The following is a 13,080-nucleotide window of genomic DNA, read 5'->3' on the forward strand; positions in this document are numbered from 1 at the left end:
ACGTTAAGAATCCGTATCTTCGAGTGCCCACACAGATTGTCTGATAAATTGTTAAAGAGCAGTTGCGACGCGCTTTAGCGTTCTGTCGCGAGGTGGCGTATATTACGCTTTCCTCTTTCAGAGTCAACCCTCATTTTCAGGTTTTTCCCTTCAACCGAACCGGCTGTTTGTGTGAAGTGATTCACATCCGCCGTGTCGATGGAGGCGCATTATAGGGAGTCGACTCAGGAAGACAAGCGGAAAAATGCATTTTTGTTTCAACCGCTCACCTTTTATCCACAACGCTTACTTTTGCTGCTTTTTGATCGCCATTGGCAGGTCTGCCAGACTATTTATGACCAAATCTGCTGCATTTTCTGCTTCCGGCGTGACGGGTTTGCCTGTGCGCACCAATACCTTCGTGCCAACATTCGCAGCTGTCGCCGCCTGCATATCTTCAATTTTGTCGCCAACCATATAAGAAGCGGCCATATCGATGTGCAAGAAGTCTCGGGCGGAGATAAACATGCCAGGATGCGGTTTACGGCAGTCGCAGACCTGACGATACTCTTCTACAGTACCCTGCGGGTGATGCGGGCAGTAGTAGATACCATCCAGCTCAACGTCGCGATCGGCCAGCGACCAGTCCATCCATTCGGTCAACGTTTCAAACTGCGCCTCAGTAAATTTACCACGCGCGATACCAGACTGGTTCGTCACGATAATAAGCGCGTAACCCATCTTTTTAAGTTCACGCATGGCATCAATAACGCCGTCGATAAACTCAAACTCGTCGATCTCATGTACATAACCGTGGTCCACATTAATGGTACCGTCACGGTCGAGAAAAATTGCGGGTACAGACTTTGCCACCTTTTATAGCTCCTGAATAAGGCATGTGACTCTAGTATCGCATGTTTCAGCGGGCAAGAAAGTGCTCATCGTGCAAAGCCCGATTGATTTAGACGTCTGGATGCCTTAACATCCATCTTGTTGACGGCTTCGACCGTACCTGACAGACGAAAATGCCACGGCTAACTTAATTACGATAATAAATAACCAATGATTAAACTTTCGAATATCACCAAAGTGTTCCAGCAGGGGACTCGCACCATTCAGGCGCTAAATAATGTCAGCCTGCATGTTCCTGCCGGGCAGATTTATGGCGTTATTGGCGCCTCCGGCGCCGGTAAAAGTACGCTCATCCGCTGCGTTAACCTACTCGAACGCCCTACCGAAGGCAGCGTTCAGGTTGGCGGTCAGGAGCTGACCACGCTTTCTGAGTCGGAGTTGACTAAAGCTCGCCGTCAAATCGGCATGATTTTTCAGCACTTTAACCTGCTCTCTTCCCGTACGGTGTTCGGTAACGTCGCACTACCGCTGGAACTGGATAACACGCCAAAAGAAGAGATCAAACGCCGCGTAACAGAACTGTTGGATTTGGTTGGTCTTGGAGACAAGCACGATAGCTACCCGGCCAACCTTTCCGGTGGACAAAAACAGCGTGTGGCAATCGCCCGTGCGCTGGCAAGTAATCCCAAAGTGTTGCTGTGCGATGAAGCCACCAGCGCACTCGATCCGGCAACGACCCGCTCGATTCTGGAATTATTGAAAGATATTAATCGTCGTCTGGGACTCACCATTCTGCTGATTACCCACGAAATGGACGTTGTAAAACGTATTTGTGACTGCGTGGCGGTCATCAGCAATGGTGAACTGATTGAGCAAGACACCGTTAGTGAAGTGTTCTCACATCCGAAAACGCCGCTGGCACAGAAATTTATCCAGTCCACGCTGCACCTGGATATTCCGGAAGATTATCTGGAACGTTTGAAAGCGGAGCCGGAAGCCGACAGCGTGCCGATGCTGCGTATGGAATTCACCGGCCATTCGGTCGATGCACCGCTACTTTCTGAGACGGCCCGTCGGTTTAATGTGAATAACAACATTATTAGCGCGCAGATGGATTACGCCGGCGGTGTGAAGTTCGGCATCATGCTGACTGAAATGCACGGCACACAGGAAGATACACAAGCAGCCATCAGTTGGTTGCAGGAACACCATGTAAAAGTAGAGGTACTGGGTTATGTCTGAGCCGATGATGTGGCTGCTGGTTCGCGGCGTATGGGAAACGCTGGCAATGACCTTTGTGTCCGGTTTTTTTGGCTTTGTGATTGGTCTGCCGGTCGGCGTGTTGCTGTACGTAACGCGTCCGGGGCAAATTATTGAGAACGCGAAGCTCTACCGTACGCTCTCTGCGCTGGTGAACATTTTCCGTTCCATCCCGTTCATCATCTTACTGGTGTGGATGATTCCGTTCACCCGCATGATCGTAGGCACCTCTATCGGACTGCAGGCAGCTATCGTTCCGCTGACCGTCGGTGCCGCGCCGTTTATCGCCCGTATGGTGGAAAACGCGCTGCTCGAAATCCCGACCGGGCTGATAGAAGCCTCTCGTGCGATGGGCGCCACGCCGCTGCAAATTGTACGTAAGGTATTACTGCCAGAAGCGCTGCCAGGACTGGTCAATGCGGCCACCATCACCCTTATCACGCTGGTTGGTTACTCCGCGATGGGCGGTGCCGTCGGTGCCGGTGGTCTTGGACAGATTGGCTATCAGTACGGCTATATTGGTTACAACGCTACCGTAATGAATACAGTACTGGTATTGCTCGTCGTTCTGGTTTATTTAATTCAGTTATCCGGCGATCGCATCGTCCGGGCTGTCACGCACAAATAACGTTGCACACAACACTAAAAACTCATTAAGAAAAGGAAATAAGCATGGCGTTCAAATTCAAAACCTTTGCGGCAGTTGGAGCCCTGATCGGTTCTCTGGCACTTGTGGGTTGCGGTCAGGATGAAAAAGATCCTAATCACATCAAAGTGGGCGTTATTGTTGGCGCAGAGCAGCAGGTTGCAGAAGTCGCGCAGAAAGTGGCAAAAGAAAAATACGGTCTGGACGTTGAGCTGGTCACCTTTAACGATTACGTTCTGCCTAACGAAGCGCTGAGCAAAGGCGATATCGATGCTAACGCCTTCCAGCACAAACCATACCTGGACCAGCAGATCAAAGATCGCGGTTATAAGCTGGTTGCTGTAGGCAATACTTTTGTTTACCCGATTGCGGGCTACTCCAAAAAAATCAAATCACTGGATGAGCTGCAGGACGGTTCCCAGGTCGCGATTCCAAACGACCCGACTAACCTTGGTCGTTCCTTGCTGCTGCTGCAAAAAGTGGGCTTAATCAAACTGAAAGACGGTGTTGGCTTGCTGCCGACCGCGCTGGACGTGATTGAAAACCCGAAAAACCTGAAGCTGGTTGAACTGGAAGCACCGCAGCTGCCGCGTTCCCTGGACGATGCACAAATCGCACTGGCGGTCATCAACACCACCTACGCCAGCCAGATCGGCCTGACTCCGGCAAAAGACGGTATCTTTGTTGAAGATAAAGATTCCCCGTACGTAAACCTGATTGTGACTCGTGAAGACAATAAAGATGCTGAGAACGTGAAGAAATTCGTTGAAGCATACCAGTCTGACGAAGTGTACGAAGCAGCAAACAAAGTCTTCAACGGCGGTGCTGTTAAGGGCTGGTAATTTTAGGCTGTTTACAGAATCTGTAATATCATCAGGACGGGCGCTTGCCCGTCTTGTCATTTATGCAAGCACCTGATTCAATATCTGACGTTTAGATCATTCATTGAGGAAATATTATGCGTGCTTTACCGATCTGTTTAGTAGCACTCTTGCTGAGCGGCTGTTCTATGTTAAGCAGATCCCCTGTTGAACCCGTTCAAAGCACCGCAACCCCGCCGAAAGCGGAGCCGGAAAAACCGAAAGCACCGCGCGCTACGCCGGTAAGAATCATTACTAACGCTGAAGATTTAGTAGGCAAACCGTTCCGCGATCTTGGCGAAGTTAGCGGTGAATCCTGCCAGGCTTCAAACCAGGATTCCCCTCCGAGCATTCCAACCGCACGCAAACGCATGCAGATTAACGCATCAAAAATGAAAGCTAATGCGGTATTGCTGCACAGTTGCGAAGTGACCAGCGGAACGCCGGGTTGCTATCGTCAGGCGGTTTGCATCGGTTCTGCACTGAACATTTCGGCGAAATGAGCCATTTTCAGTTCGAGCAAATAGGCGTTATCCGCTCACCTTATAAAGAAAAGTTCGCCGTTCCACGCCAGCCCGGTCTGGTGAAAAGCGCCAGCGGTGAACTGCATTTGCTCGCACCTTATAACCAGGCCGATGCCGTTCGCGGCCTGGAAGCCTTCAGTCATTTGTGGGTGATTTTTGTTTTTCACCAGACAATGGAAGGTGGATGGCGTCCGACCGTGCGCCCTCCCCGCCTTGGCGGCAACGCCAGAATGGGTGTCTTTGCCACGCGTTCAACGTTTCGTCCTAACCCTGTTGGCATGTCGTTGGTCGAGCTACGGGGCATCCGCTGCCATAAAGAGCACGTGATCCTCGAACTCGGTGGGCTGGATCTCGTTGATGGCACGCCAGTTGTAGATATAAAACCGTATCTGCCGTTTGCCGAATCGTTACCCGATGCTCGCGCCAGCTATGCTCAGGATGCCCCCCAGGCCAGCGTAGACGTGACGTTCAGTGAAGATCTCGCGGAGCAGCTACCGAAGCTCGAACAACGTTACCCGCATCTTCGTCAGTTTATTGCCGAAGTGCTGGCGCAGGATCCGCGTCCTGCCTACCGTAAAAACGAGGAAGAAGGCAAAACCTACGCCGTCTGGCTGCTGGACTTTAACGTCCGCTGGCGCGTCACGCCGTCAGGATTTGAGGTCTTTGCTCTGGAAGCCCGCTAATTTGCGTCGCGTACTCTTTTGACATCCCTTTCTCGCTGGTAAACTAAACCACTTTTGTTTTGTGCCAGGCTCGTTTTGAGCCTGTTCGATCGTTCAACTGGAACCGTAACAACATGCGTACTAGCCAATATCTGCTCTCCACTCTGAAGGAGACACCTGCCGACGCCGAAGTCATCAGCCACCAGCTGATGCTGCGCGCCGGGATGATCCGCAAGCTGGCCTCCGGGTTATATACCTGGCTGCCGACCGGCGTGCGCGTCCTGAAAAAAGTCGAAAACATCGTGCGTGAAGAGATGAACAACGCCGGTGCGATCGAGGTGTTGATGCCGGTCGTTCAGCCTTCTGAACTGTGGGAAGAGAGCGGCCGTTGGGAACAATACGGCCCGGAACTGCTGCGTATTGCTGACCGTGGCGATCGTTCGTTCGTCCTCGGCCCAACGCATGAAGAAGTGATCACCGACCTGATCCGTAACGAGCTGAGCTCTTACAAACAGCTACCGCTGAACTTCTATCAGATTCAGACCAAATTCCGTGACGAAGTCCGTCCGCGCTTCGGCGTGATGCGCTCCCGCGAATTCCTGATGAAAGATGCATACTCTTTCCACACCTCTCAGGAATCCCTGCAGGAAACCTACGACGCGATGTACGCTGCGTATAGCAAAATCTTCAGCCGTATGGGGCTGGATTTCCGTGCAGTACAAGCGGATACCGGTTCTATCGGCGGCAGCGCCTCTCACGAATTCCAGGTGCTGGCGCAGAGCGGCGAAGACGATGTGATCTTCTCCGACTCCTCTGACTATGCGGCGAACATCGAATTTGCCGAAGCCGTTGCGCCGAAAGAGCCGCGCGGGGCAGCAACCCAGGAAATGACGTTGGTAGATACGCCGAACGCTAAAACCATCGCCGAACTGGTTGAGCAGTTCAACCTGCCTATCGAAAAAACCGTGAAAACCCTGCTGGTGAAAGCGGTTGAAGGCAGCAGCTACCCGCTGGTCGCCCTGCTGGTTCGTGGCGATCACGAGCTGAACGAAGTCAAAGCGGAAAAACTGCCGCAGGTTGCCAGCCCGCTGACCTTTGCCACCGAAGAAGAAATTCGTGCGCTGGTAAAAGCAGGTCCTGGCTCGCTCGGTCCGGTGAATATGCCAATTCCGGTGGTTATCGACCGTACCGTTGCAGTAATGAGCGATTTCGCTGCCGGTGCCAACATCGACGGTAAACACTATTTCGGTATCAACTGGGATCGCGACGTGGCCACCCCGGAAGTTGCTGACATCCGTAACGTGGTCGCCGGCGACCCTAGCCCGGACGGCAAAGGTACACTGATGATCAAACGCGGTATCGAAGTCGGCCATATCTTCCAGTTGGGTACCAAGTACTCTGAAGCGATGAAAGCCGCCGTTCAGGGCGAAGATGGCCGTAACCAGACGCTGACTATGGGCTGCTACGGTATCGGGGTCACTCGCGTAGTCGCTGCTGCTATTGAACAAAACTTTGACGATCGTGGCATCGTATGGCCAGATGCCATTGCCCCGTTCCAGGTCGCCATTCTGCCGATGAATATGCACAAATCCTACCGTGTGCAGGAGCTGGCTGAGAAGCTGTACGCTGAGCTGCGCGCGCAGGGTATTGAAGTACTGATGGACGATCGTAAAGAACGTCCGGGCGTGATGTTTGCCGATATGGAACTGATCGGTATTCCGCACACCATCGTACTGGGCGACCGTAACCTCGACAACGACGATATCGAATACAAATACCGTCGTAACGGCGAGAAAGAGCTGATTAAAACCGGCGACATCGTCGACTTCCTGGTCAAAGCCATTAAAGGCTAATACCAACAAAAAGGCCCTGATTATCAGGGCCTTTTTTCTATCGATTAATTACACGCTTTACCAGGGATAAATTTCGCGTCTTTATCCGCCATCAACGTTTTCACTTTCTCACCCGTATCCGGGTTTGACTCCAGCGTGAAATGCGCCTCAAGCGTCAGCAGTACGGACTGTCCGTTTTCCGCACGAGCGGCTAAATAGTCGCGTTCAAGCCGAGCGTTATTCGCCACTGGCATCCGTTTACCCGTTGCGCAGTCGGTAAAGATTGCCGCGTCAGCCATATAGAAATACATGCCTCGCATCGGCATTGGCGTCACCGGTAAGCTGGCGGAAACCGGCTGGAGCGTGTAGTTAAACTGTGACTCAATCGGGTTACCTTCACGATCGAGCATTTCCAGCGCCTCGCCTTTAGCCCGGTAGTACGACTTTTCACCTTTGCTGTCGGTCAGCACCAGTTTGTCGGCTGTACGCGCCCATGTGCCATAAGAGGCAAACGAAGACGGTTCATCCCGCACGCCCTGATAGCGTTCGTTCATCACCCATGTGCCGTCTTTTTCCAGAAACAGAGAGGTTTCAATCCCTTCGCAGTCCGCGCAAGGTAAGATGCCACGCCAGCTTTGCTGCATCGGTTTTAATTCTGCCGCCCGCGTCGGCTGTAGTACTTCAACTTCAGTACGATTATTACAGCCAATCAAGGAAAAAAGCGTGCATGCAGCGACCACGGACAATATTGCTGTTTTCACTATCAATTCCTTATTAATTTTTATTCCCGCTCGTCAGTCTTGCGTTCGACGAACTCTCCCGCGCAGTGCTTTCACTGTGGATTTTTGCGCCTTCGATGACAACCTGCGCTCTTTCGAGGCGCGCGTAGGGCGAGTTGCCTGTCGGCTTTTTTGCACCGCGGTTAATTCTTTTATCACCGCCACCAGTCGGGAGATTGCCGCTTCCCGATTGAGCTCCTGGCTACGGTATTCCTGCGCCTTAATGATAATAATGCCATCGCCGCTAATCAGATGATGGCTGGCGGCCAGCAGGCGTTCCTTGTAATACTCTGGCAGGCTCGAGGCCCGAATGTCAAAGCGCAAATGGATAGCCGTCGAGGTCTTGTTAACGTGCTGACCACCCGCGCCTTGTGCCCGAATCGCCGTGATTTCCAGCTCATTATCAGGGATAGAGACGTTTCGGGAGAGAACAATCATGAACGCGGCTGCCACGCGGTCAGATGAATTTCCAGATTGTTCTGAGAGTCGGACAGCCAAATAGCGCCGTCCTGAATAGTCGCCTGCAGCGCCATTGTACGACCAGCAAAATCACTCAGTTGCGCCAGCTGTTCATCATCCAGATACCACACGGTGAGATTTTTAAACTGCGCACATTTGTTCTGGTTTTGCTGCCACCAGATCTGAGCCGCACGGCTGTTGTAGGCAAACAGAGCAACCTCACCAGACTGGGTACAGGCTTTCTTGATACGGCGCTCATCCGGCAGACCCAGCTCAATCCAAAGATCGATGCCCAGATGGTCGTTACGCAGCCATGCTTCAGGCTCGTCTTCCGCGCTCAGGCCACGCGTGAACTGCAGCCGTTCATCGGCATATTTAATCCAGGCCAGCAGGCGCAGCATCATGCGCTCCTGGGTTTCAGAGGGGTGACGCGCCAGCGTCAAGGCCGCGTCAAGAAACTGGTTGCGGTCAAGATCCGCTACGTTGACGACGGCTTTATAAATTGTCGCTTTAAGCGCCATGGGAGAACTCCTTTCGAATCAGGCGCACATTGTAGCGAAAACTGCGGCAAAAGGCTGCTAACTGCTCATCTATCAAGGCGCTGATATTGCTTGAATGAGTATGGTATAGTCACCTTGCTAAACAGAGTTTATCTTCGTAGGCTTAGACTTGCATCCACGGTTAAGTCAGAGTGCTGACAGGAGGGCATGTGGAAAAATATTGTGAGTTAATACGCAAGCGGTACGCGGAAATCGCCAGCGGAGACTTAGGGTATATCCCGGATGCGCTGGGTTGCGTATTGAAGGTGCTTAATGAAGTGGCGACAGACAGCGCCCTTCCAGAGTCGGTCAGGGAAAAAGCGGCCTATGCTGCCGCGAACTTACTGGTGAGCGATTATGTCAATGAATGAAACGTATCAACCCATCAACTGCGATGATTACGACAATCTTGAACTCGCCTGCCAGCACCATTTGTTACTGACGCTGGCGTTAAAAGATGGCGAAGTTTTGCAGGCGAAAGCGAACGACCTGGTTTCACGCAAAAACGTGGAGTATCTGGTCGCAGATGTCGCAGGTGAAACCCGGGAGCTTCGCCTCGACAAAATTGCCAGCTTCAGCCACCCGCAGATCGGTACCGTGGTGGTCAGCGAATCCTGATTATTTTGGTGCCGGATGACGGTGCAAAGCACCTTATCCGGCCTACTTTCCACGCCAAACCAGACTCACGCCTTCTTCATCTTCCGCCGCTCCCTCACGCGTCACGAAAACACCCGCAGCCGCAATCAACGTTTCGCCGTAAAACAGCAGCGGTGTGGTATCTCGTCGCCAGGGCGGGATCCCCTGCTCCTGCCAGATTTTCTTTAATTTCCGTCCACCGTTACGCCCAACAATATGCAATAACCCTGGTGCTTTGAAACGAATGCTGACAGCTTCATCCGCTTGCGGCATGCGCAATTCACCCGCAGAGATTAACTGAACCGAACCCAATCCGGCAGGCAGCGCCAACGGTGTTTTCCACTCTAGCCATGGGATAACGGTTTCGCTTTGCCCATCGACTGACTTCACCCACCACAGCTGTGACTGATAACGACGGACCTCGTACTCCCCGAGGCGAAAACAGGGTGAGGCATCTTCCCGCGCCAGCGCCACTTCCTGCCAGATACGTTCCAGTCCATCACGAGAAGGCATCGGCGCATTTAACCCCGCCAGCCAGCGACGAAGCAGCGCGGCACGACGCACGTCGCTCATCATCATTAACGGTACCAGTAGCAGTGTGCCGTGGGCTGTGATGCAATCGGCTAAATCGCTGGCCAGCAGTTCATCCAGTAAACTCTCCTGCTCAGCACACAGCGCGGCGCTGCGGGCTACGGCTTGCGCGAAGTGCGGCCAGCGCTGTTGCAGCAATGGGGTAACGCGCAATCTGAGAAAATTGCGATCGTAGGTATCATCCTGATTGCTTTCATCTTCAATCCAGCATAATTCATGCTGCCGCGCCCATGCTTCAAGCGCCTCTCGCGTTTGCGCCAGCAGCGGTCGAATCAGCTGGGTTCCGGCGAACGGTGAGTTTTCGCCCATGGCGGAAAGTCCGGCAGGGCCGCTGCCGCGCTTAAGCGCCAGCAGAAAGGTTTCACACTGGTCATCGAGATGCTGGGCAGTCATTAGCACCTCGCCCGGTAGTAAGGTCTGCGCAAATGCCTGATAGCGCGCGCGTCGTGCCTGAGCTTCGATGCCCAGACCATCATCCTCAAGGTGTACCCGCTCAACCACCAGCGGCACCTGCCACTGCATACATACTGACTCACAGTGCTGCACCCAACTGTCTGCATGTGAGCTTAATCCGTGATGAATATGGATTGCGCGTAAAGCGACCTCAGGATGCTGCGCTCGCCACTGCACCAGCTGATGCAGGAGTACGGTTGAGTCCAGCCCGCCGCTAAAGGCGACCAAAATCGATTGAGAATTCAGCAGTGAAGTGTTCAGCGTGAGTGTCGTCATGATGGTTACTTACAATGGCATTGCCCGGCACGTTACCGGGCTAACGCCACAATGACAAGCCTTACAGCTCGTACAGTTCGAGGGGCAATCCGTCCGGATCGTTGAAAAACGTAAAGCGTTTACCGGTAAATGGATCGATACGTATGGATTCACACTTCACGTGGTGTGCTTCCAGATGCGCGATCGACTTTTCCACATCCTCCACGCTGAACGCCAGATGACGCAAACCGCAGGCTTCCGGTCGGCTCGGACGGCAAGGTGGAAACGGGAAAGAAAAAAGCTCAATCACATACTGGCCGTTCAATGCCAGATCGCCTTTCCACGAGTCTCTCTCTTCCCGATAGGCTTCGCTCATCAGTGTAAAGCCAAGCACATCGCAGTAAAATGCCTTACTCGCCGCGTAGTCCGTCGCAATAATGGCAATATGGTGAACCTGTTTTAATCCCAGCATAGCGTCATCGCCTCTTTCATTTTTCTGTCAGAACGTTACTCGTACGTCTTAGGGTCAGGCAAGTCGTTATGCCATTTTTAAGACTCTCACGCGATACACGCCATCCTCGCCCAGTTTAGCGCCATGGATATCGGTTTCAAATCCCGGGTAGCGCTGCCCCACTGAACACAGCATCAGAAGAAAATCGAGGACAGCCCGGCTTTTGGCAGTGATCATTTCCCCGGGCATCAAGAGCGGCACGCCTGGAGGATAAGGCAGGATCATATTGGCGGACACGCGTCCTACCAGTTGATCAAGCGCCACGGTTTCCACCTCACCTTTGATCTGCCGCTGCCAGGCCTGGTGCGGTGTCATTTTCATTTCCGGCAAGGTATCAAATGCCCGCAGCATCAGTCCGGAGAGATCGTGCTGGCGGATAAGCTTATGGATCCCCTGCGCCAGATCCTGAATACGCATATTGCGATAGAAATCGGGATCTTCAGCATACAGATCCGGCAGCATATTTTTCACGCGTAAATTCAGATCGTACGAGCGCTTAAATTCCGTCAGGCCACGTAGCAGCCCCATCGCCCGAGTTTTATCAATGCCAATACTGAACAGGAACAACAGGTTATACGGTCCCGTTTTTTCGACGACGACGCCGCGTTCATCAAGGAATTTCGCCACCAGCGCCGCGGGGATCCCCTCTTCGCTCATATTTCCCTGTTCATCCATTCCCGGCGTCAGAATCGTGACCTTCACCGGGTCGAGGAACATGTGGTCGGCATCAGCATCAACAAATCCGTGCCAGTCTTCACCTGGCGCTACCGGCCAACATTCTGCTTCATCGACCTTTTCCGGCTGCCAGATATCAAAGAACCAGCCATCCGACTCTTCGCGCAGACGCTGCACTTCTTTACGGAAATGCAGCGCCCGTTCCACCGAACGATTGATTAACCGCTTGCCGGAATTGCCACGCAGCATTGCCGCCGCCGTTTCTATCGACGCCACAATCGGATAGCTCGGAGACGTGGAGGTGTGCATCATAAAGGCTTCGTTGAACGTGTCTTCATCATAGTCACCCTTAATGTGGATCAGCGAAGCCTGTGACAACGCCGCCAGCATCTTGTGGGTGGACTGTGTTTCAAAAATCACCTTTCCCGGTACCCGTTCGCCGCTCATCCCGCTTTTCCCCTGATAGATCGGATGAAAATGGGTATATGGCACCCAGGCTGAATCAAAATGGATGGAGGGCACATCCAGGGTTTGCTTGATCCAGTTGGTGTTATAAAGCAGCCCGTCATAGGTGGAGTTGGTGATCACCGCGTGTACCGGCCATTGCGCCTGAGTCGTCTCTTCTACCTTACGTTCAATACTTGCATGGGTAAATTCCCGACGGGGTATACCGCCGAGGATCCCCAACGCGTTACGCGTAGGCTTCAACCAGATTGGCACCACATCGCTCATCATCAGCAAATGCGCCAGCGACTTATGGCAGTTGCGGTCAATCAGTAGCGTACTGCCTGCAGGCGCAGCATACATGCCGACAATTTTGTTCGACGTCGAGGTGCCGTTGGTCACCATATAGCTCTGTTCGGCACCAAAAGTACGCGCGATATACTCCTCCGCTTCGAGGTGCGGACCGGTATGATCAAGCAATGAACCCAGTTCGGTTACGGAAATGGACACGTCGGCTTTCAGCGTATTGCCGCCAAAGAAATCATAGAACAGGCAGCCGACCGGGCTTTTCTGGTACGCCGTCCCCGCCATGTGCCCGGGCGTACAGAAGGTATACTTTCCTTCCTTCACATAGGTAAACAGCGCCTTGGTGAACGGAGGCGTGATGTTATCGAGGTATTCGCTGGTGTACTGGCGAATGCGGGTGGCAATGTCTTCAGACTGACCCAGCGCATACTCAAAAAACCACAGCGCCATGCGCAGGTCGTGCGCACTGACATCCATCGTCGAATGGGTATTAATAAAGGCGTAGAGCGGGAGATACTCGTTGAGCTGGTTGATGTCACTGCACAGCTCCAGGCTATATTCATCCCAGTCAAAAATGACGCCGCAAATTCGCGGGTTGTGTTCGATAAACTTCAGCAGGTCAACGCTATTCTGCGGCCAGATAATCTGAAACCCCTGCTGTTGCAGCGCACGTTCAAGTTCCTTGATAGGCTCATCTTTATAAAAGACGCCATGCGGTCCCATGATGGCAATGATATTCATGCGTTCCTCCTGGAAAAACCTTAGTTAATCATAGCCTGGTCAAACCGCAGGTAAAAAAAAGGGCCACAACGTTGTG

The 13,080-nt window shown here is 52.8% G+C and carries 15 protein-coding genes; 8 read left to right on the forward strand and 7 right to left on the reverse strand.

From position 1 onward, the window contains the following. Positions 1-285: 285 nt before the first annotated feature. Positions 286-852: a D-glycero-beta-D-manno-heptose 1,7-bisphosphate 7-phosphatase gene (gene gmhB, locus OGY08_RS08095; protein ID WP_008786280.1), complete on the reverse strand. Its 567-nt coding sequence runs from the start codon at positions 850-852 to the stop codon at positions 286-288. Positions 853-1,041: 189 nt separating this feature from the next. Between gmhB and metN the strand changes: the two genes are divergently transcribed. The 6 genes from metN to proS all read left to right on the forward strand — a co-directional run bounded on the left by metN (position 1,042) and on the right by proS (position 6,636). Then, the gene (gene metN, locus OGY08_RS08100) at positions 1,042-2,073 is read left to right on the forward strand and encodes a methionine ABC transporter ATP-binding protein MetN (RefSeq protein ID WP_003829140.1); all 1,032 of its coding nucleotides are present in this window, start codon (positions 1,042-1,044) and stop codon (positions 2,071-2,073) included. Next, the gene (locus OGY08_RS08105; RefSeq protein WP_003018471.1) at positions 2,066-2,719 is read left to right on the forward strand and encodes a methionine ABC transporter permease MetI; all 654 of its coding nucleotides are present in this window, start codon (positions 2,066-2,068) and stop codon (positions 2,717-2,719) included. The genes metN and OGY08_RS08105 overlap by 8 nt, the downstream gene beginning before the upstream one ends. A 44-nt stretch (positions 2,720-2,763) precedes the next feature. Next, on the forward strand, positions 2,764-3,579 hold the full coding sequence (metQ, locus tag OGY08_RS08110) for a methionine ABC transporter substrate-binding lipoprotein MetQ (protein ID WP_003829145.1): 816 nt from the start codon (positions 2,764-2,766) through the stop codon (positions 3,577-3,579). Between the two features lie 116 nt (positions 3,580-3,695). Continuing rightward, positions 3,696-4,100, forward strand: coding sequence for an envelope stress sensor lipoprotein RcsF (gene rcsF / locus OGY08_RS08115; RefSeq protein WP_003018477.1), 405 nt, complete (start codon positions 3,696-3,698; stop codon positions 4,098-4,100). Then, positions 4,097-4,804, forward strand: coding sequence for a tRNA (N6-threonylcarbamoyladenosine(37)-N6)-methyltransferase TrmO (gene tsaA, locus OGY08_RS08120; protein ID WP_003829147.1), 708 nt, complete (start codon positions 4,097-4,099; stop codon positions 4,802-4,804). The genes rcsF and tsaA overlap by 4 nt, the downstream gene beginning before the upstream one ends. 113 nt (positions 4,805-4,917) lie before the next feature. Further along, positions 4,918-6,636 (forward strand): proline--tRNA ligase, encoded by a 1,719-nt coding sequence (gene proS, locus OGY08_RS08125; protein ID WP_057067120.1) that lies wholly within the window; start codon positions 4,918-4,920, stop codon positions 6,634-6,636. 44 nt (positions 6,637-6,680) lie between these two features. Here proS and nlpE read toward each other — a convergent pair whose 3' ends face one another. Genes nlpE through OGY08_RS08140 form a run of 3 tightly spaced genes read right to left on the reverse strand, consistent with a single transcriptional unit; the run spans position 6,681 to position 8,374 of the window. Next, positions 6,681-7,379, reverse strand: coding sequence for an envelope stress response activation lipoprotein NlpE (nlpE, locus tag OGY08_RS08130; RefSeq protein WP_125362761.1), 699 nt, complete (start codon positions 7,377-7,379; stop codon positions 6,681-6,683). A gap of 30 nt (positions 7,380-7,409) precedes the next feature. Next, on the reverse strand, positions 7,410-7,832 hold the full coding sequence (gene arfB / locus OGY08_RS08135) for an alternative ribosome rescue aminoacyl-tRNA hydrolase ArfB (protein ID WP_032942412.1): 423 nt from the start codon (positions 7,830-7,832) through the stop codon (positions 7,410-7,412). Continuing rightward, the gene (locus OGY08_RS08140; protein ID WP_003018497.1) at positions 7,829-8,374 is read right to left on the reverse strand and encodes a YaeQ family protein; all 546 of its coding nucleotides are present in this window, start codon (positions 8,372-8,374) and stop codon (positions 7,829-7,831) included. The genes arfB and OGY08_RS08140 overlap by 4 nt, the downstream gene beginning before the upstream one ends. Before the next feature lie 188 nt (positions 8,375-8,562). On the opposite strand from OGY08_RS08140, the gene OGY08_RS08145 reads away from it, so the two are divergent. Together OGY08_RS08145 and rof are read left to right on the forward strand one after the other, a co-directional pair. Next, positions 8,563-8,763 carry a YaeP family protein gene (locus tag OGY08_RS08145; RefSeq protein ID WP_048214883.1) on the forward strand — a complete coding sequence of 67 codons (201 nt, stop codon included), beginning with the start codon at positions 8,563-8,565 and terminating at the stop codon, positions 8,761-8,763. Next, entirely contained in the window at positions 8,750-9,010 is a 261-nt protein-coding gene (gene rof, locus OGY08_RS08150; RefSeq protein WP_003018503.1) for a Rho-binding antiterminator, read from the forward strand. The genes OGY08_RS08145 and rof overlap by 14 nt, the downstream gene beginning before the upstream one ends. A gap of 42 nt (positions 9,011-9,052) precedes the next feature. On the opposite strand, the gene tilS is transcribed toward rof, so the two are convergent. The 3 genes from tilS to ldcC form a co-directional block, all read right to left on the reverse strand. Continuing rightward, positions 9,053-10,348, reverse strand: coding sequence for a tRNA lysidine(34) synthetase TilS (gene tilS, locus OGY08_RS08155; protein WP_100271476.1), 1,296 nt, complete (start codon positions 10,346-10,348; stop codon positions 9,053-9,055). 61 nt (positions 10,349-10,409) lie between these two features. Further along, positions 10,410-10,799, reverse strand: coding sequence for a VOC family protein (locus tag OGY08_RS08160; protein WP_003829160.1), 390 nt, complete (start codon positions 10,797-10,799; stop codon positions 10,410-10,412). A 66-nt stretch (positions 10,800-10,865) separates the two neighbouring features. After that, positions 10,866-13,004, reverse strand: coding sequence for a lysine decarboxylase LdcC (gene ldcC, locus OGY08_RS08165; protein WP_100271477.1), 2,139 nt, complete (start codon positions 13,002-13,004; stop codon positions 10,866-10,868). Positions 13,005-13,080 lie beyond the last annotated feature (76 nt).

The organism is Citrobacter sp. Cpo069 (genome assembly GCF_030332785.1).
Lineage (GTDB): Bacteria > Pseudomonadota > Gammaproteobacteria > Enterobacterales > Enterobacteriaceae > Citrobacter > Citrobacter portucalensis.

Excerpts from the sequence above, each read along its gene's own strand:
- OGY08_RS08160 (WP_003829160.1), bottom strand. The coding sequence starts at position 10,799 with ATGCTGGGATTAAAACAGGTTCACCATATTGCCATTATTGCGACGGAC.
- arfB (WP_032942412.1), bottom strand. The coding sequence starts at position 7,832 with ATGATTGTTCTCTCCCGAAACGTCTCTATCCCTGATAATGAGCTGGAA.
- proS (WP_057067120.1), top strand. The coding sequence starts at position 4,918 with ATGCGTACTAGCCAATATCTGCTCTCCACTCTGAAGGAGACACCTGCC.
- tilS (WP_100271476.1), bottom strand. The coding sequence starts at position 10,348 with ATGACGACACTCACGCTGAACACTTCACTGCTGAATTCTCAATCGATT.
- rcsF (WP_003018477.1), top strand. The coding sequence starts at position 3,696 with ATGCGTGCTTTACCGATCTGTTTAGTAGCACTCTTGCTGAGCGGCTGT.
- OGY08_RS08140 (WP_003018497.1), bottom strand. The coding sequence starts at position 8,374 with ATGGCGCTTAAAGCGACAATTTATAAAGCCGTCGTCAACGTAGCGGAT.
- metQ (WP_003829145.1), top strand. The coding sequence starts at position 2,764 with ATGGCGTTCAAATTCAAAACCTTTGCGGCAGTTGGAGCCCTGATCGGT.
- OGY08_RS08105 (WP_003018471.1), top strand. The coding sequence starts at position 2,066 with ATGTCTGAGCCGATGATGTGGCTGCTGGTTCGCGGCGTATGGGAAACG.
- metN (WP_003829140.1), top strand. The coding sequence starts at position 1,042 with ATGATTAAACTTTCGAATATCACCAAAGTGTTCCAGCAGGGGACTCGC.
- ldcC (WP_100271477.1), bottom strand. The coding sequence starts at position 13,004 with ATGAATATCATTGCCATCATGGGACCGCATGGCGTCTTTTATAAAGAT.
- tsaA (WP_003829147.1), top strand. The coding sequence starts at position 4,097 with ATGAGCCATTTTCAGTTCGAGCAAATAGGCGTTATCCGCTCACCTTAT.
- rof (WP_003018503.1), top strand. The coding sequence starts at position 8,750 with ATGTCAATGAATGAAACGTATCAACCCATCAACTGCGATGATTACGAC.